27 protein-coding genes are annotated in these 26,451 nt (G+C 71.4%); 5 read left to right on the forward strand and 22 right to left on the reverse strand.

From position 1 onward, the window contains the following. Nucleotides 1-131 precede the first annotated feature (131 nt). Nucleotides 132-1,532, forward strand: a complete 1,401-nt coding sequence (locus AC5PYY_RS04950) for a VWA domain-containing protein (RefSeq protein WP_493898684.1) — start codon at nt 132-134, stop codon at nt 1,530-1,532. Between the two features lie 145 nt (nt 1,533-1,677). Next, complete coding sequence (locus AC5PYY_RS04955) at nt 1,678-3,078, forward strand: VWA domain-containing protein (protein ID WP_493898685.1); 1,401 nt, start codon at nt 1,678-1,680, stop codon at nt 3,076-3,078. A 101-nt stretch (nt 3,079-3,179) separates the two neighbouring features. Here the strand turns inward: AC5PYY_RS04955 and AC5PYY_RS04960 are convergent, their stop codons facing one another. The 14 genes from AC5PYY_RS04960 to AC5PYY_RS05025 all read right to left on the reverse strand — a co-directional run bounded on the left by AC5PYY_RS04960 (nt 3,180) and on the right by AC5PYY_RS05025 (nt 14,886). Continuing rightward, entirely contained in the window at nt 3,180-3,833 is a 654-nt protein-coding gene (locus AC5PYY_RS04960; protein WP_493898686.1) for a hypothetical protein, read from the reverse strand. Between the two features lie 94 nt (nt 3,834-3,927). Continuing rightward, nucleotides 3,928-4,119 carry a hypothetical protein gene (locus AC5PYY_RS04965; RefSeq protein WP_493898687.1) on the reverse strand — a complete coding sequence of 64 codons (192 nt, stop codon included), beginning with the start codon at nt 4,117-4,119 and terminating at the stop codon, nt 3,928-3,930. 125 nt (nt 4,120-4,244) lie between these two features. Continuing rightward, the gene (locus AC5PYY_RS04970; protein WP_493898688.1) at nt 4,245-4,895 is read right to left on the reverse strand and encodes a LuxR C-terminal-related transcriptional regulator; all 651 of its coding nucleotides are present in this window, start codon (nt 4,893-4,895) and stop codon (nt 4,245-4,247) included. Beyond that, on the reverse strand, nt 4,892-6,085 hold the full coding sequence (locus AC5PYY_RS04975) for a sensor histidine kinase (protein ID WP_493898689.1): 1,194 nt from the start codon (nt 6,083-6,085) through the stop codon (nt 4,892-4,894). The genes AC5PYY_RS04970 and AC5PYY_RS04975 overlap by 4 nt, the downstream gene beginning before the upstream one ends. Then, a complete protein-coding gene (locus tag AC5PYY_RS04980; protein ID WP_493899328.1) occupies nt 6,085-6,987 on the reverse strand; it encodes a type II secretion system F family protein in 903 nt (300 codons plus the stop codon). Before AC5PYY_RS04980 ends, AC5PYY_RS04975 begins: the two co-directional genes overlap by 1 nt. A gap of 5 nt (nt 6,988-6,992) precedes the next feature. Next, nucleotides 6,993-7,913, reverse strand: a complete 921-nt coding sequence (locus tag AC5PYY_RS04985; RefSeq protein ID WP_493898690.1) for a type II secretion system F family protein — start codon at nt 7,911-7,913, stop codon at nt 6,993-6,995. Between the two features lies 1 nt (nt 7,914). Further along, a complete protein-coding gene (locus AC5PYY_RS04990; protein ID WP_493898691.1) occupies nt 7,915-9,252 on the reverse strand; it encodes a TadA family conjugal transfer-associated ATPase in 1,338 nt (445 codons plus the stop codon). After that, nucleotides 9,249-9,569: a hypothetical protein gene (locus AC5PYY_RS04995; protein ID WP_493898692.1), complete on the reverse strand. Its 321-nt coding sequence runs from the start codon at nt 9,567-9,569 to the stop codon at nt 9,249-9,251. The genes AC5PYY_RS04990 and AC5PYY_RS04995 overlap by 4 nt, the downstream gene beginning before the upstream one ends. After that, on the reverse strand, nt 9,566-11,200 hold the full coding sequence (locus tag AC5PYY_RS05000) for a CpaE/TadZ family protein (RefSeq protein ID WP_493898693.1): 1,635 nt from the start codon (nt 11,198-11,200) through the stop codon (nt 9,566-9,568). Before AC5PYY_RS05000 ends, AC5PYY_RS04995 begins: the two co-directional genes overlap by 4 nt. Continuing rightward, nucleotides 11,197-11,925, reverse strand: a complete 729-nt coding sequence (gene cpaB, locus AC5PYY_RS05005; protein WP_493898694.1) for a Flp pilus assembly protein CpaB — start codon at nt 11,923-11,925, stop codon at nt 11,197-11,199. The genes AC5PYY_RS05000 and cpaB overlap by 4 nt, the downstream gene beginning before the upstream one ends. After that, entirely contained in the window at nt 11,922-12,704 is a 783-nt protein-coding gene (locus AC5PYY_RS05010) for a hypothetical protein (RefSeq protein WP_493898695.1), read from the reverse strand. Before AC5PYY_RS05010 ends, cpaB begins: the two co-directional genes overlap by 4 nt. A 118-nt stretch (nt 12,705-12,822) precedes the next feature. Next, nucleotides 12,823-13,218 carry a hypothetical protein gene (locus tag AC5PYY_RS05015; RefSeq protein ID WP_493898696.1) on the reverse strand — a complete coding sequence of 132 codons (396 nt, stop codon included), beginning with the start codon at nt 13,216-13,218 and terminating at the stop codon, nt 12,823-12,825. After that, entirely contained in the window at nt 13,208-13,690 is a 483-nt protein-coding gene (locus AC5PYY_RS05020; RefSeq protein WP_493898697.1) for a hypothetical protein, read from the reverse strand. The genes AC5PYY_RS05015 and AC5PYY_RS05020 overlap by 11 nt, the downstream gene beginning before the upstream one ends. After that, a complete protein-coding gene (locus tag AC5PYY_RS05025) occupies nt 13,684-14,886 on the reverse strand; it encodes a hypothetical protein (protein WP_493898698.1) in 1,203 nt (400 codons plus the stop codon). The genes AC5PYY_RS05020 and AC5PYY_RS05025 overlap by 7 nt, the downstream gene beginning before the upstream one ends. Before the next feature lie 158 nt (nt 14,887-15,044). On the opposite strand from AC5PYY_RS05025, the gene AC5PYY_RS05030 reads away from it, so the two are divergent. Beyond that, a complete protein-coding gene (locus AC5PYY_RS05030; RefSeq protein WP_493898699.1) occupies nt 15,045-15,695 on the forward strand; it encodes a prepilin peptidase in 651 nt (216 codons plus the stop codon). 52 nt (nt 15,696-15,747) lie between these two features. After that, complete coding sequence (locus AC5PYY_RS05035; protein ID WP_493898700.1) at nt 15,748-16,110, forward strand: DUF192 domain-containing protein; 363 nt, start codon at nt 15,748-15,750, stop codon at nt 16,108-16,110. 235 nt (nt 16,111-16,345) lie between these two features. On the opposite strand, the gene AC5PYY_RS05040 is transcribed toward AC5PYY_RS05035, so the two are convergent. The 8 genes from AC5PYY_RS05040 to AC5PYY_RS05075 form a co-directional block, all read right to left on the reverse strand. Beyond that, a complete protein-coding gene (locus AC5PYY_RS05040) occupies nt 16,346-17,017 on the reverse strand; it encodes a hypothetical protein (RefSeq protein WP_493898701.1) in 672 nt (223 codons plus the stop codon). Nucleotides 17,018-17,031: 14 nt separating this feature from the next. Beyond that, on the reverse strand, nt 17,032-18,078 hold the full coding sequence (locus AC5PYY_RS05045) for an OmpA family protein (RefSeq protein ID WP_493898702.1): 1,047 nt from the start codon (nt 18,076-18,078) through the stop codon (nt 17,032-17,034). Nucleotides 18,079-18,156: 78 nt separating this feature from the next. Continuing rightward, entirely contained in the window at nt 18,157-18,567 is a 411-nt protein-coding gene (locus tag AC5PYY_RS05050) for a DUF3592 domain-containing protein (RefSeq protein WP_493898703.1), read from the reverse strand. 11 nt (nt 18,568-18,578) lie between these two features. After that, on the reverse strand, nt 18,579-18,899 hold the full coding sequence (locus AC5PYY_RS05055; protein ID WP_493898704.1) for a DUF3592 domain-containing protein: 321 nt from the start codon (nt 18,897-18,899) through the stop codon (nt 18,579-18,581). 50 nt (nt 18,900-18,949) lie between these two features. Further along, nucleotides 18,950-19,618 carry a hypothetical protein gene (locus AC5PYY_RS05060; RefSeq protein WP_493898705.1) on the reverse strand — a complete coding sequence of 223 codons (669 nt, stop codon included), beginning with the start codon at nt 19,616-19,618 and terminating at the stop codon, nt 18,950-18,952. Further along, nucleotides 19,609-21,102 carry a hypothetical protein gene (locus AC5PYY_RS05065; protein ID WP_493898706.1) on the reverse strand — a complete coding sequence of 498 codons (1,494 nt, stop codon included), beginning with the start codon at nt 21,100-21,102 and terminating at the stop codon, nt 19,609-19,611. Before AC5PYY_RS05065 ends, AC5PYY_RS05060 begins: the two co-directional genes overlap by 10 nt. A 93-nt stretch (nt 21,103-21,195) precedes the next feature. Beyond that, complete coding sequence (locus AC5PYY_RS05070; protein WP_493898707.1) at nt 21,196-22,665, reverse strand: hypothetical protein; 1,470 nt, start codon at nt 22,663-22,665, stop codon at nt 21,196-21,198. A 169-nt stretch (nt 22,666-22,834) separates the two neighbouring features. Further along, nucleotides 22,835-24,349, reverse strand: a complete 1,515-nt coding sequence (locus AC5PYY_RS05075) for a tyrosine-protein kinase domain-containing protein (RefSeq protein WP_493898708.1) — start codon at nt 24,347-24,349, stop codon at nt 22,835-22,837. A gap of 124 nt (nt 24,350-24,473) precedes the next feature. Between AC5PYY_RS05075 and AC5PYY_RS05080 the strand changes: the two genes are divergently transcribed. Then, on the forward strand, nt 24,474-26,447 hold the full coding sequence (locus AC5PYY_RS05080) for a glycosyltransferase (protein ID WP_493898709.1): 1,974 nt from the start codon (nt 24,474-24,476) through the stop codon (nt 26,445-26,447). Nucleotides 26,448-26,451 lie beyond the last annotated feature (4 nt).

The raw sequence follows: 26,451 nt of genomic DNA on the forward strand, positions 1-26,451 counted from the left end.
GCCCCCCGCGCGGCGGATCCTCCCATCCGGGGGAACTCGCTGATCCTCCGCCGCGTCACGTAGTGTGCACGGCGTTTGGGCCCCGCCAGGGGTGACGCAGCTCGGAGGGGATGGACATCACCATGCACAGGTTGTCGACGTTCACGGTCGCGCTGGCGGTCGGCTCGCTGGTCACCGTGGCCGGCTGCACCGGCGACGAGGAGGGGTCGGACCCCACCGTCACGGCGGACGGGGGTGGCACCGCTGGTCCCTCGGACGATGCGGCGACGTCGACGCCTGCGGGCACCTTCGAGCTGGCGGCACCGCCCGCAGTGGAGTGCGGGCCGGAGTCACGAGAGCCCAACGAGCTCGAGGCGCGGCTGCTGACCGAGGCAGGCCCGTATACCGGTGAGGCCTTCGACGTGGAGGCGGCGGCCGAGGCGGTGGCGGCGATGAATCCGCAGACGGATGAGGACTTCGCGGTGGCGATCGCGGCGCAGGTGCAGGGTGGGTATGCCCAGGACATGTGCGAGATCCTCACGCTGACGACTGATCTGGGGGATGCGGCGGCTGGCCCGACGGGTGGGGTCCCGGCGGAGTCGGAGGCGGTGGGTGACAACCACTTCGCGTTGGTGCTGGATGCGAGCGGGTCGATGGCGGACACGACGGCGGGTGGCACCCGGATGGATGCCGCTAAGGACGCGCTCAACTCTTTCGTGGATGAGGTGCCGGAGGGCTCGACGGTGAGCTTGCGCATCTATGGTCATGAGGGCGACAACAGTGAGGCCGGGAAGGCGGAGAGTTGTGCGAGCTCGGAGGTGGTCTACGAGGGTCCCGTGCCCGATGGGGGCTTCGGTGAGGCGCTCGGTGCGGTGCAGCCGACGGGGTGGACCCCGTTGGGGCAGGCGATCGGTGACTCTGCTGGGGACATTCCGGACGAGGCGACCGATGCGATCGTGTATGTCGTGACCGACGGTCTGGAGACGTGTGGTGGTGATCCGGTGGCGGCGGCGGAGGAGGTCGCCGCGGCGGGGATCGAGCCGGTGATCAATGTCATCGGCTTCGAGGTCGGTGACGCGGACCAGGCTGCGTTGCGGGCGATTGCCGAGGCCGGTGGTGGTGACTACACCCAGGCCTCCTCACCGGACGAGCTCAACCAGTTCTGGCGCGAGGAGCGGGAACGCTTGGAAACCGCCTGGAAAGAGTGGCGCAATGCCGAGCGGGACCGACTCGTCGACACCCGCGACGAGAAGTACGAGACCAAGCGGGTCCTGACCACGGACGTCAACGGGGAGGTTCTCCGGGTGGCAGGAGACGCGGCGCTGGTCACATCGCAGTTGGGGTCTATGGGCGTCTACGACCGGAACCGCCAGCAGGACGTTCGCAAGGCTGCCTGGGACTACTTCATGGACGTGCGCGGCCATCTCCTGGACCTCTCTCAGCAGCAGACCGGCGAGATCGCCGACAACCTGCGGTCCCGGATCGACGAGGTCTACGAGACCACGGAGACGTCGTGGTCCGAGCTCTACCGCGAGACCATCCCCGAGCAGTGAGCACGCGCGGCAGCAACGCGGCGGTGAAGACAACCCCCAGACTGGGAACTCGGTGATCCTCGGCTGCGTCAGGTAAGGTGCACGTCGTTTGCGCCCCGCGAGGGGTGACGCATCTCGGGAGGGGATGGACATCACCATGCACAGGTTGTCGACGTTCACGGTCGCGCTGGCGGTCGGCTCGCTGGTCACCGTGGCCGGCTGCACCGGCGACGAGGAGGGGTCGGACCCCACCGTCACGGCGGACGGGGGTGGCACCGCTGGTCCCTCGGACGATGCGGCGACGTCGACGCCTGCGGGCACCTTCGAGCTGGCGGCACCGCCCGCAGTGGAGTGCGGGCCGGAGTCACGAGAGCCCAACGAGCTCGAGGCGCGGCTGCTGACCGAGGCAGGCCCGTATACCGGTGAGGCCTTCGACGTGGAGGCGGCGGCCGAGGCGGTGGCGGCGATGAATCCGCAGACGGATGAGGACTTCGCGGTGGCGATCGCGGCGCAGGTGCAGGGTGGGTATGCCCAGGACATGTGCGAGATCCTCACGCTGACGACTGATCTGGGGGATGCGGCGGCTGGCCCGACGGGTGGGGTCCCGGCGGAGTCGGAGGCGGTGGGTGACAACCACTTCGCGTTGGTGCTGGATGCGAGCGGGTCGATGGCGGACACGACGGCGGGTGGCACCCGGATGGATGCCGCTAAGGACGCGCTCAACTCTTTCGTGGATGAGGTGCCGGAGGGCTCGACGGTGAGCTTGCGCATCTATGGTCATGAGGGCGACAACAGTGAGGCCGGGAAGGCGGAGAGTTGTGCGAGCTCGGAGGTGGTCTACGAGGGTCCCGTGCCCGATGGGGGCTTCGGTGAGGCGCTCGGTGCGGTGCAGCCGACGGGGTGGACCCCGTTGGGGCAGGCGATCGGTGACTCTGGGAAGGACATTCCGGACGAGGCGACCGATGCGATCGTGTATGTCGTGACCGACGGTCTGGAGACGTGTGGTGGTGATCCGGTGGCGGCGGCGGAGGAGGTCGCCGCGGCGGGGATCGAGCCGGTGATCAATGTCATCGGCTTCGAGGTCGGTGACGCGGACCAGGCTGCGTTGCGGGCGATCGCCGAGGCGGGTGGTGGTGACTACACCCAGGCCTCCTCACCGGACGAGCTCGACCAGTTCTGGCGCGAGGAGCGGGATCGGCTCGCGGCGGCCTGGCGGGAGTGGCGTGACGTCGAGATCGAGCGCCTGGCCTCCACCCGCGACGAGAAGCTCGAGACGAGGCGGCTCCTGACCACCGACGTCACCCAGGAGGTCCACATGGTCGCCATCGACGCGTCCAGCGTGGCGTCGCAGCTTCGCAAGATGGACGTCTACGACCGGACTCGCGAGCAGGAGGTCCGTGCAGCGGCCTCCGATTACTTCATGGAGGTCCGCGGCCTTCTCCAGGACATGGCGCAGGAGTCCAACAGTCAGATCGCCAACAACCTGCAGTCGCAGATCAACGAGGTCTACGAGACCTCCGAGACCACGTGGTCTGAGCTCTACCGCGAGGGCATTGAGGACAGATGACAACCGATCCCGGAGCGCCTGCCGCTCGGGGAGCACGACGAAGGGCCCCACCCGGTCGGGTGGGGCCCTTCGTCGTCCTGCGGCGGCGGTCGTGCATGCGCTTACTCGACGAGGTGCACCTCGTGGTGGATCGCCTGCTTGACCTGACCCCACGGGTGCAGCCAGAAGCGCCCGCTGAGGTATTTGAGGTCGAAGCGCTCGTCGTCGCACTGCATCCAGGTCCAGGCCACGCCGGTCACGGCCTGCGCGCTGAACGAGGGGTCGATGTAGCAGTTCTTCAGGTTGAGGCTCCAGTCGGCCTCGGCGGTGGCCTTGCCGTCCTGGGCGCCGTCGATCGGGACGTCCATCCGCGTCGTGACCCGGACCTCGCCCCACTCGCGCATGAAGCAGGACACCAGCCGGGCGCCGTTCTTGCTGGCGTAGCTCGAGGCGGAGGACCAGACCTGGGCCGGGCACGGGCCCGAGACCTCCACCATGGCGCGCAGCTCGGCGGTCGTGCTGAAGCCCCCGGCGAAGTAGATCCGCCCGGCCGGGTCGAAGGCCTCGGCCGCGGCGAGCGCGGAGGCGTCGGCGGCGTTCTGGTTGCTCTGACCCGCGCTGGAAGCGATGCCCAGCGAGAAGACTCCCAGCAGCACGAAGATCGTGGCGAGGGTCGCCGCGCCCAGCAGCCCCAGGTTGATCAGCCCGGCCTCGGGTGAGCGGTCCGCTGGTGAGTCCGCAGGCTCGATCGGGCGACGGTCGGTCAGGTGGCGCATGCTTCCCCCAAGTCGAATGATCGACGGCGTTGCCGGTTGGACGTGGCAGAAGGCGATGGGGGCTCAGCGCCCCCATCGCCTTCGGTAGTCAGGCTCAGCCGGGGATCGCGTTGCCCAGCTTGGTGATGCCCTGGTCGATGAAGTTGTTGATCGAGCTGGCGAAGTTAGGCGCGGCGACGGCGATGGCGGCGAGGATGATCACCGCGACCACGATGACGCCGAGGTACTCGACGGCACCCTGGCCGGACTCGCGGTCGAGACGCTTGATGAGGTTCAGCTTGGTCATGTCATGTTCCCTTCGAAGTCCGGGTCCCCCCGGGTGGTCGTCCTTACACCCGTAACGCTATGTGCCGAAAAGCCGGATGAGCAGGGCCCAGGGGCCTAATCGGGGGCCCACCTTTGGCCGCCTGGTCATGGGGCTGCGGACCCCTGCGGCTCGGACGCCAGCCACCAGCTGACTGCCTGGGCCCGGGCGTCGACGCCGAGTTTGGCGAAGATGTGGTTGACGTGGTTCTTCACCGTCTTCTCCGACAGGAAGAGCTCGGCCGCGATCTGACCGTTGTTGCGGCCCCGGGCGATGAGGGCCATGACCTCGACCTCGCGCGGGGAGAGGGTGTGGTCGGTGCGGACCTGGCTGCGCTGCTCGTCCTGGGACAGCGCTGCGACCGCAGCGGGCGAGAGCGTGCCGACGCCGCGGGCGGCGCCCCGCACGGCCATCTCGATGTCCTGCGGCTCGAAGGCGCCGTGCACGAGATAGCTGCACGCCCCGGCGCGCATGGCGGCGCGGACGACGTCAGGGCTGTCGCTGTAGGTCAGCATGATGACTCGGCTGTGCTGACTGATCTCGGTGGCCGCGGAGACACCGTCACGACGGGGCATGCGCACGTCGAGCAGCGTCACCTTGGGCTGGAGCCGGCGAGCCAGCGTGACGGCCTGCTCGCCGTCCCAGCTCTCCCCGATGACGTGGATCCCCTCCATCTGCGACAGCACCGCCTTGATGCCCATGCGCACCACGGCGTTGTCGTCGACGACGAGGACGGTGATCGGTGCTGCAGCAGTCATGACTCCTCTTCCATGGGGGTGACCTGCCACCGGCAGCGCACGGTCGTGCCCTCGCCGGGGGTGCTGGTGATCTCGCAGGTGCCGTGGCTGTGGTCGGCCCGCTCGCGGATGCCGCGCAGCCCGAAGTGGCCGTGCAGCTCGCGGCGTCGCACCGCACGGGTGTCGAAGCCCTGCCCGTCGTCGCGGATCTGCAGCACGAGCGAGCGCCGGGTCTGATCCAGGCTGACGTGGGCTGTGGTTGCCGCAGCGTGCCGGGTGACGTTCTCCAACGCCTCGGCGGTGATGGCGATCACCTCGTGGGCCAACGGATCCGGCAGATCGGCCACACCGGTCACGTCCACCCGCACGGAGAGATCGTCCGTGGCTCGCTCGCGGCCCAGCTCGCCGAGCACCTCGGCGATGGGCCGGTCGACCTGGTGTCGGCGCAGGCCGCGCAGCAAGCTGCGCGACTCGTCGGCCGCGGTGCGGGCCGCCCGGCGGATCTCGGTGGCGAGCGACTCGACCGTCTCCGTCTGCCCCGAGGCGCTGGCCGACATCAGGGCGGCGGCGGCCATATCGATGCCGTTCACCGTCTTGCCGATGGAGTCGTGCAGGTCTCTCGCCAGGCGTTGTCGCTCGTCGGCGTGCCGGCGCCGGATGATCTCGTCCATGACCAGATCCCGGCTGCGCCGCAGCTCGACGAAGGCGAAGCGGATGGTCCACCCGAGCGCGGTGGTGCCGACCATGGCGAGGGGGAGCGCGAGGGCGCTGACGCTCCACAGCGGTGTCGCGGCGGTGCTCTGATCGCTCAGCGTGAACATCGTCACCGACCCGAGGGTGAGCAGCAGTCCGGGCAGGCCGAGCCACGGCGTGAGCGCGAGCCCGAGCAACAGGCTCGTCAAGGTGAGGGAGAGCAGGGCCACCGTGGCGGGCCACTCCAGCCACACCAGGACGATGACGACGAGGGTGTCCACGGCGACCAGTGCCGGGTGCCGGAAGTAGGCGCGGACGAAGGTGTCCGACAGCATTCCCCAGGCGGAGAGCGATGCCTGGGCGACGAGGAGGAGGGTGGCCACCCCGGTCTCGGGCGAGGTGAAGGCGGCGGTGAGCGCGCAGGCGAGCAGCCGGAAGGCGAGCACGCCGCGACACACCCGGAGGTAGGTCGGGTCGCCGAGCACCTCCGAGCCCTGGGTGAGCGGTGCCGTGCGCATCAGACGTCCAGCCCGCTCAGGTCGAGATTGAGGTCGAGTCCGAAGACGATGCCCAGCACGATGAGGATGATGGCGGCGGGAACGATGATGATCGAGCCCACGAGGCTGACCCGGGGAGAGGCCTGCCCCGCCTTTCGGCGGAGCCGCTGCGCATTGTCCCGCCGCATGTCCAGCGCGATCTGCGAGAGCGTCTCGGCGAGCGGGGCGCCGAGCTCCTCGGCCTGGAGGAAGGCGCGCACGAAGCGCTCCATCATCTGCGAGGTCGACCGGTCGCGCATCTGCTCGAAGGCGTCCCGGACGCTGGCGCCGTGGGCCAGTCGGTCCAGCGCCAGGTTGACGTCTTCGGACAGCGCCCCGTCGAAGCGCGCCGACACCCGGCGCAGCGCCGGCCGGAAGGCGATGCCGGCGGTCACGGTGACCGACAAGATGTCGAGGAAGTCCGGCAGGTCGCCGTCGATCTGCTCTCGGCGCCGGTTGGCGATGCCGGCCAGCTTGGAGATGGGCAGGAAGACGGCGGCCAGCACGACCAGGGGGGCGAGATACCAGACCCCGCCCACGACGAAGAGCAGGGCGACCGGCAACAGCAGGAGCAGGAGGCCGCCGATCCGCCGCAGCACCGTGTCGGTGCTGATGCCCTGCGGTCGCCCGGAGTAGTGGACGAGCTTGCCGATCCACTCCAGGCCGTGGGGGCCGAGCACCTTGCGCAGCGGGCCGACGAGCCGGCCACCGAGCCGTTCGGTGAGCGAGAACTCCTTGCGCGCCTCACGCTGCCGCTCCTCGCTGAGCAGCGACAGGTCGCCGGCGTCGAGTCCTTCGACCACGTCGCTGCGCAGCATCCGGAAGCCGACGGCGAAGATGAGATAGGCCAGCAGCGCGCCGAGCGCCGGCAGCACAGGCAGCATCTGGGTCACAGGTCCACCTTGGTGATGCGCCGGATCAGCACATGGCCGATGAGCATGAGGACGCCCGCCACGGCGAGGCCGACGATGCCGAAGACGTTCTGGGTCATCCGCTCGATGGTCCCCGGGGCCACGAGGTTGATGAGGAGCAGGATCCCGAGGCCGAAGACGATGAGGGTGTAGCCGGTGGCCACCGCCTGCGACATGACCGACCGGACCTCGCGGCTGGTCTCCTTGCGCTCGTCGAGCATGTAGGAGATGTCGCGCAGCGCGCTGACCAGCGAGCCGCCCGATCGGGACGCGATGACCAGCGTCGACATGAGCACCTTGACCTCACGCGAGGGCAGTCGCTCCTCGACGCTGACCATGGCCTCCTCGAGCGAGGCGCCGAACCGGACGGCGGTGTTGATCCGCGCGATCTCGCGGCTGGCCGGCTCACCCATCTCGCGCTCGGCCACCGCCCAGGCGGTGCGGATCGACAGGCCGGCGCTCGTCGCGTTGGAGAGCACGCGGGCCAGGTCGGGGATCTGGTCGACGAAGCGGGTGCGGTAGCGCTCCCGCTGGCGGCGCAGCCACCATCGGATCCCGAACCACCCGGCCAGGACGCCGAAGACCGCGACGAGCGGCGCGATCAAGACCCACAGCAGGATCGGCACGGTGATCGTCAGGACCAGCCCACCGAGCAGGACCGACCACAGTGGGTAGGTGATGCCGGCGCGGATGAGTTCCTCGCGTAATTGGCGCCCGGGTCGGGTGCGGCTCAGCCGCTTCTCGAGGTCGACGACGCGGCTCTGCCGCGATCCGTCGAGCGGTCCGAGGACCTGCCGCGAGATGCTCTGCTGCGAGCGGGCGTTGCTCACGAAGAAGTGCACCGCGGCGAGGCCGAGCAGGAGGGCGAGCATGACGCCCGCGAAGATGGCGGGGATCACGTCATACCCCCGCCGGTGCCGGCATCAGCGTGAAGTCGGCGGGCACCTGCTCACCGCGGGCTCGGAGGCGGTCGGCGAGCGACCGGTGCAGCGGGTAGCGCGCGAAGTGCGGCGTGTCCGCCATGTCGTCCCACAGCATGATCGGCTCGAGCTTGAATTCCTCGCGCCGACGCGACACGACCTGGCGCACCTCGGTGATGCGGCGCGCGCCGTCGGCCCCTCGGGTCAGCTGCACGATGATGTCGACGGCCGAGTTGACCTGGTCGCGGAGGGCCGCGAAGGGGACCTCCACGTCGCTCATCGTGGCCAGCGTCTCCAGGCGGGAGAGGGCGTCCTCGGCCGTGTTGGCGTGGACCGTGGCGAGGGAACCCTCATGCCCGGTATTCATCGCCTGGAGCATGTCGAGGGCCTCACCGCCACGGACCTCACCGACGATGATCCGGTCCGGGCGCATCCGCAGCGAGTTGCGGACCAGGTCGCGGATGGTGATCTGGCCCTTGCCGTCGACGTTCGGCGGTCGGGTCTCCAGTCGCACGACGTGGTCCTGCGAGAGCGAGAGCTCTGCCGCGTCCTCAACGGTGACGATGCGCTCGTGCGCCGGGATGAAGGCGGAGAGGGCGTTGAGCATCGTCGTCTTGCCCGAGGCTGTGCCCCCGGAGACGATGACGTTGAGCCGGGCCCGCACGCAGGCGGCCAGCAGCTCGGCGGTCGGCTCGTCCAGGGCGCCGCGGGCCAGCAGCTCGGTCATGCCGTAGGCCTTGGGGAAGAGCCGGATCGTCACCGTCGGGCCGTTGAGCGCCAACGGCGGCAGGATGACGTTGACACGGGCGCCACGGGGGAGCCGCTCGTCGGCCGGGAGGCGGGCGTCGACCATGGGGCTGGACTCGTCGACGCGCCGGTTGACGGTCGAGACGATGCGGTCGATCGTCTGCAGCAGCTGCGCCTCGGAGGTGAAACCGCTGCTGATCTGCTCGACCCGGCCGAAGCGCTCGACGTAGACCGTGTCATGGCCGTTGATCATGACCTCGCTGACGCTCTCGTCGCCGAGCAGCGGCTCGAGCACGCCGAGGCCGACCGACTCGTTGATCACGGTCGAGACGAGGGCGGAGCGCTCGCGGTTGGCGAGGATGATGCCCTCGCGCGAGATGAGGTGGGTGAGGATCCGCTCCAGCCGGATGCGGCGCTGGTCGTTGTCGAGCAGCGCCAGCTCCTGCAGGTCGACCTCGTCGAGCAGGAGCTGCTTGAAGCGGCGGACCTGTGAGGCGTCCTCGGTGGTCGCGCTCGTGCTGACGCCCGAGCGCGCGTTGCGACCGAAGTTGCTCCCGAAGCTGCGGCTCATGGGACGTAGGCCGTTCTCGTGATGGAGCCCGCGGGCATGAGGGGCAGGAAGTCGGGGGAGGTCACGGTGACCCGCACCCCGTCGCCGAAGACCTCGACGGTCTCGACCGTGACGGCACCGGGCACCGAGGCGTGGGCGGCGCTGGAGGCGCTCTGCCCGAGGGAGTGGGCGCGCGCGGCGTCCCACGCCGCGCGCCCGGCGGCCTGACCGGCATACATCACGCTGAAGATCTGCAGGGCGACGAGCACCACGAAGGCCACGACCATCGACATGACGATCGCCTCCAGGGGTGCCGAGCCGCGCTCGCGGCGGCTCACGGGCGCGGCTCCCGGGTCACGTCGCGGTCGACGTTGACGGGGGCGTCCGCCGCGCCCTCGCCGATCGGCGACATCTTGATCGTCACCTCGACGTCGTCGCCGCCGCTGCTCACCGTCATCGCGCCGTGGAAGACGGAGGGGACGACGTCGCGGGCCGCGTCGGCGACCTCGGCGCTGTTGCCGCCGAGCGAGGCCTCGCGGGCCGCGGCGTTGGCGGCCTCACCGGCCCAGAGCACGCTGATGCCCAGGCCGAGGATCTGCCAGAAGACGATGATGAAGATGACGGTCACCGGCAGCACCCCGACGGCCTCGATCGCGGCCTGGCCGGACTCGCGGCTGCGGGCGGGCACCGGCTCGGGCGCGGCCGGCTCCTGCGGCTCACCGGCCTCGGGACTGGCGCCCTTGCCGGCCCGCGGGCCCCGGCCGGACCGCCGGATGCCGGCGAGCCGGAAGCCCTGCTGCGCGGGCTCCTCCTCCAGCGCGGTGAGGATCTCGGACTCGCGCACCACGGCACCCAGCGACTTCCACCAGTTCTTGGGGGTGTTGTGCGACGGGGTGCGGGTGTTGACCGCCGGCTCCAGGCTGCGGCCGAGGTCGGGCACGAGCGCCTCCATCCGGCGCCCGAGGACGAGCCGGTCGATGGTGCTCTGCTGGATCTCGGCGTCGCGGGAGAACTTGTTGACCAGCACCCACACGTCGGCCGGGTTGCGCACGCCCAGCTCGCTCCAGAACTGCGTCTGCCGCCGTGCCGCGCGCAGCGAGGGCACGTCGGTGGTCACCAGCTGCAGGGTGTGGTCGGCCATCTCGACCGCCGCGCACTGCGTCGGCGTGACGTTGCTGCCGGTGTCGACGATCACCACGTCGTACATCTGCCGCAGCTGGGCCAGGATCGAGCGCACCGCCTGCGGCGTCACGACGTCGACGTCGCGGACGTCGGTGGGCGCGGGCAGGATGTGCAGCCCGCTCTCGTGCACGGCGACGGTGTCGCGCACGACGCGGTCGGTGATGTCTTCGGAGATCTTGGCCAGGTCGACGATCGAGACGCGGTGCGCCAGGTCGATGTAGGACGGGACGTCGCCCTTCTCCAGGTCGAGGTCGACGAGGCAGACCGACATCGTCGGCCGCTCCTGGATGATCATCCACGCCAGGTGCGAGGCGACCAGCGAGGTGCCCACCCCGCCCTTGCTGCCGGCGAGCGCGGCGATCCCGCCCTGCGTCGACGGCGTGGCGCCACCGTCGGTGAGCATGCCGTGCATCCGCTCGCCCCACTCGACCGCGCGCTGGAGCGCGTCGCTCACCTCGGCGAGCACGAAGGGGTAGGTCAGCACGGCCCGGGCGCCGACCTCCAGCGCCAGGCTGAGCGAGTCCTCGCGGTCCACCCGCGAGACGAGCAGGATCGGCAGCGCCGGGCGGCGCGTCGTGAGGTCGTGGGTGACCCTGCTGATCGGCCCGGGCTGCAGGTCGCGGTCGAGGATGAGCACGTCGGGGTCGTGGTTGAGGACCGCGGGCACGAGCTCCTGGGTGCTCTCCGAGATGTGCGCGATCGCGTAGTCCTCGAGCGCCTCGATCCGGCTCGTCAGGTCGGTCGCGAGGACCTGGTCGGCGATGCCGAGAAGGATCCGGGTGCTCATGGCGTCACTCCTTCCCTGACGACGGCTTCTCCGCCGAGCTCCTCGGCGTCGAACTGGTTCATCTCGCCCTCGCGGTCCTGCGTCGTGCCGGCCGGGAGACCGACGAGCCGGACCTGCGCGGCGAAGGTGGAGGCATACGTCACGGCGAGCGCGTCCTGCGGGACGAGCGCCAACGTCACGGGTATGACGTCCTGCAGCTCTCCCGTCGTCGTCTCGGTGACCTGCTGGGTGCCGCCGACGCTGACCACCCGCACGTTGCGGATGAGGATCCGCGACTGGTTGGGCAGGCCCGGGGCGTCGTCGAAGACGGCGTAGACGTCGACCCGGTCACCCGGTCGGATCCGCCCGGCGATGCCGGTGACGGCGTCGACGTTGATGGCGACCTCGCGCTCGTTGGGGTTGAGGTCGCTGGGTGGCACCAGGACGTCCATCGTGACGCGGGAGCCGGCCGACAGCGGGACGGCCACGGTGCGGCCCTCGATGTCCTGGACGCTCAGCCGGGAGGACTCGTCGGCCCAGCGGACCGGCACCTCGACGGCCTCGACCCGGTCGGCGGTGAGCTCGGTGAAGGCGTCGAGGTCCTCGCTGGCCTGATAGATCGTGGTCATGGGGCCGACCTGGCTGTTGATGCTGCTGACATAGCTCGCGACGCCGAAGAAGACGGCGATGGCGAGCACCATCGACACGACCATCAGCAGGACGCCCCGTCGCTGACGCGGGTTCATGCTCCACCCTCCCTGGTGTTGGCGACCACGTGGTCGGCTCGAAAGTGCGCGGCCGGGCTCTCGGGCGACGGCAGCCGGCCCCAGTGGGCGTGGCAGTAGGCGCAGTAGTCCCTGACGGAGGCGCCGCAGTTGGCGCAGGTCTCCTGTGTGGGGGTGCCCGAGACAGCGGCCGACCCGGGCAGCCAGCGCGGCAGGGCCAGCTCGACGCCGCGCTGACGGCCGACGATCACGCGCGATCCGGGGGACACCTCGCGCGACCAGATCTGGCGCCCGTCGAGGCGTGGCCCGACCTGGGCCGACTGGCGCTCGGGCATCTCGCCGCACTGGATGAAGGCGTCGGCCCCGTCGAGGAGCTCGTCCCAGACGGCGTCCTCGGCGAACTGGACCTGCACGGGGTCAGCGCCGGTCGCGAGATAGCCGGTCTTGGAGAACCACGAGCGCACGACCGCCCAGAGGCTGGGCCGGGCGCCCTGGACGGGCCCGGGCCGGCGCACCCACAGCGCGCTGGAGGTGCGCTCGAGCAGGTCGCGGACCGCCCGGGCGGCGGCGCCCGGCTCGAGGTCGTGCTGGTGCACCTCGCTCACGCACGCGGCGGCGGCGAGCGGGGTATGCCCGGTCTCCAGCACGGCCACGCCGAGCGTGGGCTCCTGGGCGCGCAGCAGCGTCGCGAGGCGGCGCATGGCCGGGGCCCACTCGGGGCGGGTGACGAGCAGCAGGTGGGTGACGTCGGTGTCGAGCGCCTGCTCGCTGGGCTCGTGCCCCATGAGGGTCGCGAGCATGGACTGTGCGTCATCGGTCGTGACCGGCACAGCCCAGCGGACATCTCCGCCACACACTGTGGCAAGGAACTTCACAAGTACCCCCTGGACTCCCATGGTGACGGTAGTAAGAAACGGGTCATGAGCCAAATCCGCTCATGCCCTGGGTCTGGGTGTGGCGGCGACCGAGGGCGAGCAGGGCGAGGACCGCGAGGAGTCCGCCCGTCACCCAGGCCCCACCAGCCACAGCGACCTGCTGCCAGGACGCGCCGCTGAGCCCGGCGGTGACCCCGGCCAGGACGGCTCCGACGGTCGGGGCGGGCAGCAGCCGCAGCGCCAGCCGGCCCGCGGCGAGCCGGGTCGAGCGCGTGAGGGTGGCGAGCAGGACGGTCGACAGCACGATGGTGGCGGCGACAGCGGTGGCCAACGCCCAGAGGCTCTGGGCGCCGGAGGAGACAGCCAGCGAGGTCAGCATCCGCAGCGTGATCCACAGCACCAGCGCGTGGCCGGCCCAGAACAACGGGTCACGACCCATCGCGCACCTCGATCCGCGACAGCAGGGTGCGGCGCAGCGACGGGCTCCAGTCGGCCGCGCCAGAGAGCGCGAGCACGGCCGTCTCGGCGCCCAGGGTGCCGGCGAGGAGTACCCCGCGCCGGTCGTCCTGCACGGAGGCGACGTCGAGCACCGAGTAGGCGTCGGCGCCCGGGACCGGCTGCGGCGGGTGACCGGTGACGGACCAGGTGAAGCGTCCGTCGGCGCCGGGTGCCAGCAGGTCGGCCAGGGCCATGTCGGGGGTCGGGAAGGTGGTCCGTCCGCGCACCTGCAGCAGCACGTCGTCCGGTCCGGCGGCGGCCCAGTCCCAGCCGTCGCCCGGCTCGACGGGCGCCACGCCGTCGGGCAGCTCGAGCTGCATCAGCCCGATCTGGACGGTCTCCCCGGCCGTGCTGGCGCCGGTGGCCCCCAGGGCGGTGCCGGCGGCGATGAGGAAGTGGCGGCGGCTCAGCACTGGATCTCCTGGGCGGCGCGCTCGGTGCCGGAGGGCTGGGGCCGGGTGAGCTCGGTGACGCTGCGCTCGACCGGGAGCTCGCCGTAGGGGCGCCGGTCCAGCGACAGGTGCTGCCAGGTCAGGTCGACGTAGCCCGCGCGGTCGAGGTCGAACTCCTCGTAGGCGACGGTGCCGGCGGCGGCAACGAGCCGCTCCAGCGGACGCTCGGGGGAGGGCTCGCGCTCGCCGCGCAGAAAGCTCAGGTCCAGCGTGGGGCCGTCCGGCTGCTGCAGCCAGGCCTCGAAGTCGTCGTCGTCGCCGTCCGCGAGGGGGAGCACGAGGTGGACCGCCGAGGTGCGCCCGCCCTCGGTCCAGGCCCAGGTGCCGACGAGCTCGGTGGCCCGCCCGGTGGTGAGCCGGGCCCATCGCACGACACCCTGCACGTCGGCGCCGGAGGCGGTGATGCCGCTGGCTGGGACGGTGGTGAGGACTGCCTCGGCGACCTCGTCGTGCAGCAGGGTGGCGGCGGTGCCGGAGAGCCGTACGGTGCCCGGGGTCGGCGTGGGCTCCGAGGTCTCCTCGGCGACGTCGGTCAGCGGGGTGCGCGACCACCAGGTGGTGGGGGCGGTCAGCTCGGCCGTCGCGGCGCGGGTGTCGCTGAGCAGCGGGGCGAGGGCCGACCGCTCCTGGTAGCGCCGCGCGTGCTGCTGCTGCAGCGCGGCAATGACCTCGCGCTCACCCTCGCCGTCGGGAAAGGTCCACTGCGCGGCCAGCGGCAGGTCGACCCCGGGGAGCAGGGTGATCGAGGGCCAGGCGTCGCCGTCCCACCCGTCGGCCGAGCCGGAGGGCGGCTGCTCGGGGAGCGCCACGAGCCGGATGTCGCCGTTGCGGGCGACCCAGCGCTCGAGCTGGCTGCCGGTGGCGAAGGAGATGATCTGCCGCTCGACCGTGGGGGCCATCTGCTCGAGGACCTGGTCGACGTCGCACTGGGGCACGGCGCGCAGCGCGGCGGGCGGCGGTTCGTAGAGCCGGGCCACGCAGTCGGTCACGCCGAAGGTCGCGCCCTGGCAGCCCCAGGAGATGAGCCGCTGCTGCCACGACTGCGGCAGGAGGGTGAGGACGGCGATGAGCGACAGGGTGACCACCATGACGGTGGCCACGCGGTCCAGCCTCGTGCGCCAGCGCTGCTGGCGGCGCGCGGTGTCGGTGGTGCTCATCCTGCCCTCCCGAGCGGGCCCACCCCGCTCTCGCCATTCCCCGGTCGTCCTCACTGTATGGGCGCTCCTGGGCCCGGTCCGTGGGTCTGGCCCTGGGCCCTGGGGCCCAGGTCGGCGGGGGGTATGTTGCTCGCGGGGCGGATGACTCAGGAGGTGCGATGGACCCGTGGGTGTGGGCGCTGCCCGGTGCCGCGGTGGGCCTGCTCATGGCCTACGGGGTGATCCGGTGGGCCTCGGGACGCGACTACCGCTACGACGACGAGCAGGGCCGACGGGAGCCGCAGCATACCTGGCTCTATCCCGTCGCCGCGCTGCTGGTCGCCGGGCTGGCGGTGCGCTGGGTGGAGCGTCCGGCGACCCTGGTGGTGCTCGTGGCCTTGTGCCTGCCGATGTGGGCGCTCGCGGTGATCGACCAGGACGTGCACCGGCTGCCGGACCGGATCACCAAGCCGCTCTACCCGGCGCTCGCGGGGGCGCTCGCCCTGGTGGCGTGGGTGGAGGGCGCGTGGGGCGACCTGGGCCGGGCGCTGCTGGGGGCGGTGGTCGGTCTGGTGGTCTTCCTGGTCCTGGCGCTCGTCGGCAACGGCGGCATGGGCCTGGGGGACGTCAAGCTCGCCGGGATCCTCGGTATGGCGCTCGGCTGGGTCTCGTGGAGCAGCGTGCTCTGGGGGCTGCTGGCCGGGGTCTTCCTCGGGGCGGTGTGGGGCTTCGGGCTGGTGCTGGCCCGGCGGATGACCCGCAAGGACTTCATCCCGCTGGGGCCGTTCCTCATCATCGGCGCCCTCGCGACGCTGGCGGTGGCCCCGTGAGGGCGGGGTGGGGCGCCGCCTGGGCCTCGCGGGGCTCCGTGCTCACGGTGGTGTGGCCGTGAGCGCCGGGCGGATGCCGGCCGGGGCGGACGTGCTCGTCGTCGACGGCCGACCGGTGGCCCCGGTGCGGGTGGCGCGGACCCACCGCGAGAAGGGCCGGGGGCTGCTGGGCACGACGGGTGTGGACGGGGCGCTGTGGCTGGAGGGCACGACGAGCGTGCACATGATGGGCATGCGCTACCCGATCGACGTCGCGGTGCTCGACGGTGAGGGCCGGGTGCTGCACGTCGCGACCCTGCCGCGCTGGACCGGCCTGACCCGCCCCCGCCTCGCCGGTCGCGCCGTGGTCGAGGCCGAGCAGGGCTCGATGGCCACCTGGGGCATCACCCCCGGCGCCATCCTCACCATCGCCTGAGCGAGCCCCCCAGTTCTGCACAGGACCTGCGTCGGTCACGCACAGAGCAAGCGTTCGTCACGCATCGAGCAAGCGTCAGTCCCGCACCGGACGCGCGTTGGTCACATGCGCGTCCGGGTGCGTGACTACCGCGCGTCCGGTGCGTGACTAACGCGCGTCCGGTGCGGGGATGGCGGGCCGGCCGGGAGGATGGTGCTGGGCTGGGCTGGGCTGGGCTGGGCTCGCGGGCTGAGCGTCAGCGGTTGCCGATGGGGGCGCTCTGCTCGGCGCCGGGGATTGCCACGATGACGGACTCGAAGCCCTCCTCGGCGCGGACGTAGTGCGCCGTCAGCCGCACGCCCTCGGGGGGCACGACCTGCGGCAACGTGCCGCACATGCACCGCTGCGCCGGGTCCTCCTCGCCGACGTCGGGCCTATAGACCGTGGGCAGCAGCGTGTCGTCCGAGCGCTCGTCGAGCAGCGAGATGTCGGCGATGGTGCGGTTGCCCTCGCCGAGCTCGCCGCTGAGCCCGCCATCCACCGCGCTCAGGTCGAGCGGCTCGTCGCCGACGGGCAGCAGCTGCAGGTGCAGCACGAGAGAGAGCTCGGTCCGCCGCAGCGCGAGGATCTGCACGTCGAACTCGTCGTCAGTGCCCGCCACGGTCCCCCGCACGGTGTCGATCGGCTCGCGTTCGCTCTCGGCGAGCAGCTCCTCGATCCGCTCCGCCGCCTCGGCGTAGTCGGCCTCGGCCTGGGCCGCCGCGTCGGAGCTCTCCTGCGGCAGTGCGGTCGCCTCCGCGGTCGGTCCGACGGGCGCCACCACGGGGGCCTCCGGCGACAGGTTGCACCCGCTCAGCGCCAGCGCCAGCCCCGCGGCCACCGCCACCCCCGAGGTATGCCGCCCGCTCACCGCACGCCGCGCCCTCACCGGGCGCCCCACCCTCACCGCTCGTCCTCGGAGGAGTAGCTGATGGTCACCCGGCGGTTCTTGGCGCGGCCTTCCTCGGTGTCGTTGGTGGCGATCGGCTCGTCCCAGCCGCGCCCCTCCACGGTCACCTCGACGTCGCCGTCCAGCTGCCCCTCGAGCACGTCCGCGACCGTCTGGGCCCGCCGCACGGACAGGTCCTGGTTGGCGGCGGCGGTGCCCTGGCCGTCGGTGTGGCCGATGATCTCCACCCGGGTCGCGCCGGCCTCGACGAGCGCGGCCACGGCGTCGTCCAGCACCTCCTCGGCCGGCCCGTCGAGGTCGGCGCGATCGAAGGCGAAGAGCACGTCGGCGTCGAAGCGGACCAGCCGGTCCTCCCCGGTCCCCTCGGTGGTGACCGACCCGTCCTGGCCGGTGCTGCGGCCGACGAGATCCTGCGGGTCAGCGCCGGTCGCGGCCTCGATCACGTCCTCGCGCGGCGCGGCGGGCCAGCCGTAGCCCATGAGCGTCGCGGTGGCGTCGACCTGCGGTCCGCCGGGCAGCGCGCCGTCGACCGGCACCCCGGCGACGATGGTGCCGCGGCCGTCGACGTCGATGTCGATCGTCGTGGTGCCGTCGGGCAGCGCGGGAAAGGTGGTGTACATCGTCTGGAAGCGGGTGTCGTCCAGGTCACCGGGCAGCGTCGCCGCCTCGGTGCACAGGCACACCCCGGCCTCGTCCTTGAGCGGCAGCAGCACGTCGAGCTCACCCGGGTCGGCGAGGACGCCACCGACGAGGTCGAGATCCTCATACTCCAGCGCGGTGCTCAGCCCCACCGTGCTGCCCTGCGCCTCCCGCAGCGACCAGTAGACGACGGTGCCGCCGTCGACCCGGTATGCCCCGTGGATGGCCCCCTCGAAGCGCGCGACCGCGCTCCCCTCGTCGAGCGGCACGTCGATGACGAAGACGTCGGCGACCGGCACCGTCACGGCGAACGCCGGCTGGGGTGTCACGCCGAGGGGCCACAGCACCGCCGTCACGGCGGCCATCGCCACGACGCCTTTGCAGGCCACGGAACCCCTCACCCGGTCATGGTAGCCGCCGGTGCCGACCGCGCCGCCCCGGCCGCCGGTCCGTGGGACCAGCCGCACCGCCGGGCCTGGTCAGCCGCCGACGACCTGCGTCAGGCCAAAGAGGGAGAAGGCGGCCAGCGGCAGGCCAATGACGACATAGATCAGCCCCGCCTCGGTGATGATCGTGTTGGGCGCGAAGATCCGCTGCGGATCGGCCGGGTCGTAGTAGACCTCGACCTCGGTGCCGACCCGCGAGCGGACCCCGCTGTGGCGGTGGAACGGCTCGGCCACGACGCTGCGCCCGTCCGGCGTCGTGTATTCGATGATCTCGTGGGTGCTGCTGTTGACCTGGTCGCCCGTCGGCGCCACGTCGTGGGTGTCCACGACCACCCCGGTCGTGCGCGGGCGCTGCCGCCACCGGATCACGCGCACGAGCTTGACCACTCCGATCACCAGAGGGATCAGCAGCGGGATGAGGATGAGATAGGGGAAGAACTCCACAGACGGGACCCTCAGTCGAACGGTTCGGAGACGAACTGGCGGGGATCGTCGGGACGGTAGCGCACCGTGACCTGCTCACCTTCCCGGTCGGTCACGGTCCGGCTCGGCCGCGCCGGCCGCCCCACGATCCGCTCGCCCGCCGCGTCGGTGAACTCGACGACCTCGTAGACCTGCCCGGTGCGCGCCCGGATCACCTGCCGGCAGGTGCCGGTCGTGCGCACGTAGTCGTCCAGCGAGTCGCGGTAGCGCCGGACGCCCCGCGGAACCACCACCAGGAGGAAGAAGAGATAGCCCGCGCCCACCACGCCGAGCACCGGCAGGAACCACTCCACTCCCGGTCAGTCCAGCCCGCGCCGGCGACGGCTCCCCGACTGGTGCCGGCTCACCCGTTCGCGCCGGTGGCCGGCTCCAGCATGGTCATGGTGTCCTGCACCTGGCTGCGCACGTCGTCGTCGAGCTCGGCAGCCGACAGGGCGACCGCCACGGAGGTGTCGGTCTCGTCGTCGGAGGCGACGATCCACATACCCTCGAAGACGCCGTTGGTCTCCTCGGTGCCGTAGACGAAGTCGAGGCGCACGGCGGAGGTCGCCCCGGGCACCTCGATGTCGGTGGTGCTCTCGACGGAGAAGCCGGGCGTGCCGACCTGGATGTCGCCGATGAGCGTGCTCAGCCCCACCCTGGCGGTGCCGTAGTCGCCGAAGTAGCCGGACAGGGACAGGGTCGGCGCGTCATCACCGTCTCCCTCGCTGTAGCGCAGGGGGAAGATCGGGTCGTCGGCCATCCACTCCTCCCAGCCCTCGGGCACGTCCACCTTGAGCCGACCGATCTCCCCACGTGCCGTGGGCTCCATGGCGGCCTCCTGGTCCTGGGTCGTCGCGGCGGTGTCGTCGGTCTGCTGCGCGGTGTCGTCGGTGGTCTCCTCGGCCGCGTCCTCGGTGGCGGTCGACTCCTCCTGCGTGGGGGTGTCGGCCGGCGCCACCTCCTCGGCGCTCGAGCAGGCCGAGACGAGCAGCAGCGCTGCGCCTGCGGTGAGGATCCTCTTCAGAAGCATGCGTCCATCGCCTCCCATGGTCGTTGTCCCCCGGACGGCGGTCCAGCATACTCGGCTGCGACCACCTCTCCGTCGGTCTGGGTGTGGGTGTAGCTGGCCCCGAACTTCAGGCCCCATTTGATGTTGGCCCCGATCTCCTCCACCGTGCGGGAGTCGCGGGTGGTGACCCGGGTGACCATGGCCTCCTCGTGCAGCAGCTGCTGCATCGGGTCGGAGGACTCGACGAGGGGGTCCCAGCCGTGGGTGCCGAGGGGGGTGAAAGGCATCCAGTCGTCGCCCCAGGACGTCTCCCCGCTCAGCCAGCCCTCCACCGTCTCGCGGTTGCCGTCGTGGACCGGGAGGTCGATCGTCGTGACGGTCTTGTCGGTGTCGCCGGCGGAGAAGCCGACGTTGCCGCCGGCCGAGTTGCGGTCGTCCGGCTGCCCCTCCGCCGGCGGTGCGCCGTGGTTCTCGGACTGGTCGACGCCGACGTTGCCGTTGGCCTCGCCCTCGGAGATCTGCACGATCTGCACTCCCACGATCGCGTTGTTCTCGTCCCGGGTGATGGCCACCGCCGAGCCCCAGCCCTTCATACCGTCGACTCCGCCCATCATCGTCCCCATCTCCCCGCTCAGCTCGCCGTTCCACGTCGTGACGTAGGTCGTGTGGCCGGTCTGGTGGTTGTAGGTCGACTCCCAGCTGTGGCTCGCCTGCATCGACCCGGAGGCCGAGGCGGCGGTGACCTCGCCGTCGCGCTGCTCGCCGTTGCGGTTCTCCCGGCTGTAGGACCCGGTCAGCCCCATGTCCCCGCTGAGCGTGCCCTCGCCCTCCCAGGTCGTGGATTCGGTATACGGGTCCGCACCGTCGGCGCCGTCGTTGCCGTGGTCGTAGAGCTCCTGCGCGAGGGCCTCGGCCTCCTCGGCCGTCTCGACCCGGTAGGTCGTCCCGTCGACGTAGCGGCCCTTGCCGGAGAGGTCCACCTGGAAGCCGGCGGAGACGCCGCCCTCCATGTCCTTCTTGCCGCTCTTCAGCCCGCCCCCGGCGCCGGTGCCGAGCCCGGCCTCGCCGTCGTTGTTGACGGTCACGAGGTAGTAGTCGCCGTCCTCGGACTGCACGTGCTGGGTCTGCACCGTCCGCCCGATGCCCGCGTCGACGATGGCGATCGAGATGTCGCCCTCCTTGCGCTCGCTGGAGGTGCCGACGGTGCACGTGGTGGGCACCAAGGTGGGCGGCAACAGCTCGGGCGGCAGGTCGGGCGCGCACTCGCCGGCGCCGTCACCCCCGACCGCCGACCCGACGCGGCAGATCCCCGCGGCGACGTAGGCGTTGACCTGCTGGCTGAAGACCATAGCCCCGCCGAGCAGGCCGGCGATGACGAGGACGACCACGACGATGACACCCAGGTGCTCGGTCGAGGCTGCGCCTCGCTCGCGGCTCACGCTCGTCGGCGTCATGGTGTCCCCCCGGGTATGCAGTGCCTTCGCACCGTGCGGCTGTCGTCTCATCGCCAGCCTAGGTCTGGGGTGCATGGGTCGCGGGGCCCAATCAGGGCCCAACGTGCCGGGCCCGGTTGGCGCGTCGAGCGCGACGGGAGCTGATCAGACCGGGCAGTCCGGGTTGTCCTCCCACGTCCGGCTGGCGGAGCCGTCGGGCGCGGTGAGCGACTTGTTGGAGAGCACCTCGCCGTTGGTCTGGGTCGCGGCGACGTGGCCCCCGAAGGTCAGGCCGAACTTGATCTCGAAGCCCAGCTCCTCGCGCGTCCGACCGTCGCGGATGATCACCTGCTGCCCGACCCCCTGGTCGTGCAGCAGCTGCTGGATGGCCACGTCGGAGCCGACCGACGGGTCCCATCCGGCGGTCTCGAAGGGCGTCGTCGGGAGGTAGTCGTCACCGACGCTCGCCTGCTCGCTCAGCCACTCCTCGACGACGGCGCGGTTGCTGTCGTTGACGGCGAGCTCGTAGGTCGTGATGACCTTGTCGGTGCCGTCGACGTCGACGTCGAGGTTGGCGCCGCCGCCGTTCTTGCTGACCGGGTTGCTCTCGGAGTGATCGGCGGTGAAGGCCCCACCCGCTTCGTACTCGTCGATCTGGGCCACCTCGACCTTGATGATCTGGTTGTTGGCGTCGCGGGTGATCGCCACCGTGGAGCCCCAGCCGCGGGACCCCTGGGTGCCGCCCATCTCGGTGTTGAACTCGCCGGTGATCGAGCCGGCGTAGGACGTGACGTAGGTGGTCGTCTGCGTCTGGTGGTTGTAGGTCGCCTCCCAGCCGTGGGAGACCTCACCGCGCAGGGACGCCTCGATGGCGGTGACCGTCCCCTCCCGGGGAGAGCCGTTCTCCGTCTCCCGGCCGTAGCCGCCGGTGAGGCCGCCCTTGCCCTGGGCCGAGCCCTTCCCCGTGATCGAGGTGGACTCGGCATACGGGTCGAGACCGTCGGCGCCGTCCACGCCGTGATCCATCAGCTCGCCGGCCAGGGCCATGGCCTCGTCCTCGCTGCCGGTGAGCTTGAAGGTCGTGCCCTCGCCGTAGCCGATCGTGCCCGACAGGTCGAGCCTCGCCCCGAGCTCGACGCCGCTGCCGAGGTCCTTCTTGCCGCTGGCCGCCCCCGCGCCGGTGCCGGTCGTGAGGCCGCCCTCGAGGTCCCAGTTGACCTTGACCAGATAGAAGGGCTTGCCGTCGGCCCCCCTCATCTCGACGACCTCGACGGTCCGGCCTCCCTCGGCGGTGAAGAACGCGATCTTGGCGCCACCCTCGCGCCGGTCGCTGGAGTTGCCGACGAGGCACTCGTCAGGGGTGAAGTCGATCGCGGCGGGGTCGCCGGCCTTGACCCAGCTGCCCTCGGCGTCGGCGCCGCCGGTGGCCGCGGTGCTCGAACCGCTGTCGCAGCCGGGGCTCAGGGTGCGCATGGTGCAGAACGCCTGGTCGACGTAGCCGCCGATCTGCGCCCGCATCGCGGTGCCCCCGGCGATGAGGGCTGCCAGCAGGATGACGGCGACGATCCAGTAGCCGAGGTGCTCGATCGAGGCGTTGCCGCGCTCGCGGCGCGCGGGCACTGGCGTGGTCGGCATGCTCTTCCCCCGGGTGTGGCTGTCTCAGGCTTTCCTCAGCAGCCTATGAGGCGCTTGCATGGGCCCGGGGGCCCAAAGTCGAGGGCGGCCAGGGCCCAGGGGGAGTTGCTGACCTGCGCGCTCGAGGGCTCGGACCAGGCCCAGGTATGCCGTGTGCTGCGGGGTGAGCTCAGTCGCGCCTGCGGGTGGCGTGCTCCAGGTCGGTGCTGGACTCCCGCGTCGCGTCGCGGGCGGCGCGTCGCTCGGCGGCTTCCTGGGCGTTGGGCAGCCGCTTCTTGGCCTGGCGGTCGCGCTTGCGGCGGGTGCGGCTCTCGCTGCGGCGCCGGTTGGACCGGGGCTTGTGGGGCTCGTCGTTCTGCTTGCTGCCGTAGTAGTAGCTGTAGTAGCTGTTGGGCTGCGCCGGAGTCTTGGTGAGCACGAAGCCACCGATCTCGACGTCCGCGGTGCCGAGGATCCGCAGCGCCTCGGCCAGGTGGCGCTTGCGGGTGCTGCCTGCGGCGACGGCCATGATCGTGCCGCCGACGAGCTTGCTGACGACCAGCGGGTCGGCGACCGGCAGCACGGGCGGGGTATCGACGAGCACGAAGTCGAAGTCCTGAGAGACCCGGTCGAAGAAGCTGCGCATCGCCTTGGAGCCGAGCAGTTCGCTCGGGTTGGGCGGGATGTCGCCGGAGGCGAGCACGTGCAGGTTGGTGCCGGCCCACTTCTGGATCACGTCGTCGGGCTCGGCGGCGCCGAGCAGGATCGTGGTCAGGCCCACCGAGCCTTCCAGGCCCAGGGCTCCGGCGACGCTCGGGTGGCGCAGGTCGGCATCGATGAGCAGCACCTTGAGCCCGGAGTCGGCCATCGCCAGGCCGAGGTTGACCGCGGTCGTGGTCTTGCCCTCGCCGGGCAGGCTCGAGGTGATCATGAAGGAGTGCCCACCGGTCGTGACGTCGACGAAGAGCATGTTGGTGCGCAGCGTGCGCACCGCCTCGGCCTGGACGCCGAAGGGGTCGGACTCGACATAGATGTCGTGCCCCGAGCCGCTGCTGGAGACCGGGATCGCCGCGAGCACCGGGCGCTCGGAGAGGCCGGCGAGGTCGCGGCCCGCCCGCACCCGGGTGTCGAGGTTGTGCCGGATCAGCGCGAAGATGACGCCCAGCAACAGCCCCGCGAGGACCGCCATGAGGAGGTTCGTCACCAGGTCGGGCTCGACCGGGAGGCTGGAGGTGCTGGCCGGTGAGATGACCTGGGCCTCGACCGCCTGACCGCTCTGGGCCAGGCTCGGCGCGAAGTTGCGGGCGACGGAGGCGAGCACCTGCGGCACCGCGGTCGCGATGTCGGCCGCGCGCTGCGGGGTGTCGCTCGTCGCGGAGACGTCGAGCAGCGTGGTGTCTCCCGCGACGCTGGCGGAGATGGTGATGGGGACGGACCCGTCATACCCCAGCTGCTCGCGCACCCCGTCGACGACGACCGGGGAGGAGGCGACCTGGACCAGCGTCTCCTTCTCCGCAGCAGGCATGTTGTAGAGGTTGCCCGTGGAGGACTCCTGCGAGGCGAGGAGGTAGACGCGGGTGCTGGAGCCGTAGACCTTCGGCGTCTGCCAGGTGATCAGCGCGGTGACGGAGAGCACGAGCAGCAGGGTCGCCACGATGATCCGCCAGCGCTGACGGATCGCGGCGAAGAAGTCTTGGATGGTCACGGGTCTGGGCTCCCCACTGCTGCGTTGTGGAGAAGGAGTCTACCGGGTTCTCGGCCGACGTCCGGCGCGATCTCTCACGGTGCAGCGGCAGGTGACAGGCTGTGCCGCCGATACCATGCCGGGTATGCGTGTGCTCCGGGTCTTCCACAGCGGAGTCGTGTCCGCGTGGCGGTCGCGTGAGCGTCACCTGCGGAGACTCGGTCACGAGGTCCACCTGCTGTCGTCGCGCCGGTGGAACGAGGGCGGCTCCGACGTCGCCCTGGTCGCGGACCCGGGCGAGCCGGTGACCGCGGTCGACACCGCCGGTCGGCACCCCGCGCTGTTCCTCTACGACCCTCGCCCGATCTGGCGCGCCCTCGGCGAGCGGTGGGACGTGCTCGACATCCATGAGGAGCCCTTCGCCCTCGCGACGGCTGAGATCCTCGCGCTCCGGGCGCTGCGCCGCAGTCGGGTGCCCTACGTGCTCTACTCCGCCCAGAACATCGCCAAGCGCTACCCCATCCCCTTCCGGTGGCTCGAGCGATGGGCCCTGACCCACGCCTCCGCCGTCGTCGTCTGCAACGAGGAGGCGGGGCGCATCGTGCAGCGCAAGGGCTTCCCCGGGGTGGCCGACGTCGTGCCGCTCGGCGTCGACGTCGAGGCCTTCGCGCCGGGAGTGGAGAGGCCCGGGCGTCGGGTGGGCGAGCGTGTCCGGGTGGGGTATGTCGGTCGGCTGGCCGAGCACAAGGGCGTCACCGTGCTCCTCGACGCAGTCGCGGCGGAGCCGCGGCTAGAGGCGACGCTCATCGGCGCCGGGCCGCAGGAGCCCGAGCTGCGGCACCGGGTCGCCGCCGATCCCGAGCTGCTCGACCGGGTGACCTTCCACGGCTCGGCAACGCCCGAGGAGCTACCCGCGCTGCTGCACGATCTGGACGCCCTGGCCGTCCCGTCTTTAACGACGCCGGGGTGGGTCGAGCAGTTCGGCAGGGTCGTCGTCGAGGCCATGGCCGCCGGCGTGCCGGTCGTTGTGAGCGACAGCGGCGCGCTGCCCGAGGTGGTGGGTGACGCAGGCATCGTGGTGGCCGAGAATGACGCGTCGGCGCTCGCGGTGGCGCTGGTGCGCGTCGGGAGCGACGACGCGCTCGCAGCACGGCTGCGCGAGGCCGGACTGGCGCGCGCCGAGGAGTGCTCGTGGTCCGCGGTCGCCCGGCGCTATGACGAGATCTACGCGCGTATCACGAGATCAGTAGAAACGGCTAGCGACGGCGATCCTGAGGTGATCGTCGTCGCCTATCACTCGGAGGAGCTGCTGCGCAGTGCCCTGGCGCCGCTCACGTCGCTCCCGATCACGGTGGTCGACAACTCTTCATCGACGGCCGTGCGCGCCGTGTGCGACGAGCTGGGGGTGCGCTACCTCGACACGGGGTGGAACGGCGGCTTCGCTGCGGGGGTCAACCACGGGCTGACCCACCGGCAGCACCCGGGCCGCGACGTGCTGTTGCTCAACCCTGACGCCTCGATCGACGTGGTCGGGGTGCGTGAGCTGCAACGAGCGATGCGCGCCGAGCGCGACCTTGCGAGCGTCGCACCGGTCCAGGTGGACGGCGAGGGCCTGGCCCGCGTCGCCTGGCCTTTCCCGGGGCCGATGCGCTCGTGGGTCGAGGCAATCGGCCTCGGGAGGATCAACGATCGGCAAGAGGACTACGTCATCGGGTCGGTCCTGCTCCTGCGGGCCGAGGCGCTGGAGCAGGTCGGTCCCTTCGACGACGACTTCTTCCTCTATGCCGAGGAGACCGACTGGGCGCGGCGGGCGGCCCGCCTGGGCTGGCGGCACCGACTGGTCCCGGAGGTGACTGCGACCCACGTGGGCGCGGCGACCAGCACCGACTCGACCCGGCGCGAGACGCACTTCCACGCCGGCCAGGAGCGCTACCTGCGCAAGCACCACGGCGAGGTCGGCTGGCAGCTGGCGCGGGCCGGTCAGTGGGCGGGGGCCACCGCCCGCTCGCGCGTACTCCCCGAGGGTCGTCGAGAGAGCGCCAGGGCACGGGCCGAGCTGCTCCGGCAGGGCCCGCGCCGCATCGAGGCTTCCCGCTATCCCCGGGCGGTGCGACCATGAGTGC

The sequence above is a fragment of the Serinicoccus sp. JS2-9 genome, assembly GCF_059025165.1.

What these genes read in the sequence shown, in the direction of transcription:
- AC5PYY_RS04960 (WP_493898686.1), bottom strand. Translation starts at nt 3,833, where the DNA reads ATGCGCCACCTGACCGACCGTCGCCCGATCGAGCCTGCGGACTCACCA.
- AC5PYY_RS04965 (WP_493898687.1), bottom strand. Translation starts at nt 4,119, where the DNA reads ATGACCAAGCTGAACCTCATCAAGCGTCTCGACCGCGAGTCCGGCCAG.
- AC5PYY_RS04970 (WP_493898688.1), bottom strand. Translation starts at nt 4,895, where the DNA reads ATGACTGCTGCAGCACCGATCACCGTCCTCGTCGTCGACGACAACGCC.
- AC5PYY_RS04975 (WP_493898689.1), bottom strand. Translation starts at nt 6,085, where the DNA reads ATGCGCACGGCACCGCTCACCCAGGGCTCGGAGGTGCTCGGCGACCCG.
- AC5PYY_RS04980 (WP_493899328.1), bottom strand. Translation starts at nt 6,987, where the DNA reads ATGCTGCCTGTGCTGCCGGCGCTCGGCGCGCTGCTGGCCTATCTCATC.
- AC5PYY_RS04990 (WP_493898691.1), bottom strand. Translation starts at nt 9,252, where the DNA reads ATGAGCCGCAGCTTCGGGAGCAACTTCGGTCGCAACGCGCGCTCGGGC.
- AC5PYY_RS05000 (WP_493898693.1), bottom strand. Translation starts at nt 11,200, where the DNA reads ATGAGCACCCGGATCCTTCTCGGCATCGCCGACCAGGTCCTCGCGACC.
- cpaB (WP_493898694.1), bottom strand. Translation starts at nt 11,925, where the DNA reads ATGAACCCGCGTCAGCGACGGGGCGTCCTGCTGATGGTCGTGTCGATG.
- AC5PYY_RS05010 (WP_493898695.1), bottom strand. Translation starts at nt 12,704, where the DNA reads ATGCTCGCGACCCTCATGGGGCACGAGCCCAGCGAGCAGGCGCTCGAC.
- AC5PYY_RS05015 (WP_493898696.1), bottom strand. Translation starts at nt 13,218, where the DNA reads ATGGGTCGTGACCCGTTGTTCTGGGCCGGCCACGCGCTGGTGCTGTGG.
- AC5PYY_RS05025 (WP_493898698.1), bottom strand. Translation starts at nt 14,886, where the DNA reads ATGAGCACCACCGACACCGCGCGCCGCCAGCAGCGCTGGCGCACGAGG.
- AC5PYY_RS05030 (WP_493898699.1), top strand. Translation starts at nt 15,045, where the DNA reads ATGGACCCGTGGGTGTGGGCGCTGCCCGGTGCCGCGGTGGGCCTGCTC.
- AC5PYY_RS05060 (WP_493898705.1), bottom strand. Translation starts at nt 19,618, where the DNA reads ATGCTTCTGAAGAGGATCCTCACCGCAGGCGCAGCGCTGCTGCTCGTC.
- AC5PYY_RS05065 (WP_493898706.1), bottom strand. Translation starts at nt 21,102, where the DNA reads ATGAGACGACAGCCGCACGGTGCGAAGGCACTGCATACCCGGGGGGAC.
- AC5PYY_RS05070 (WP_493898707.1), bottom strand. Translation starts at nt 22,665, where the DNA reads ATGCCGACCACGCCAGTGCCCGCGCGCCGCGAGCGCGGCAACGCCTCG.
- AC5PYY_RS05080 (WP_493898709.1), top strand. Translation starts at nt 24,474, where the DNA reads ATGCGTGTGCTCCGGGTCTTCCACAGCGGAGTCGTGTCCGCGTGGCGG.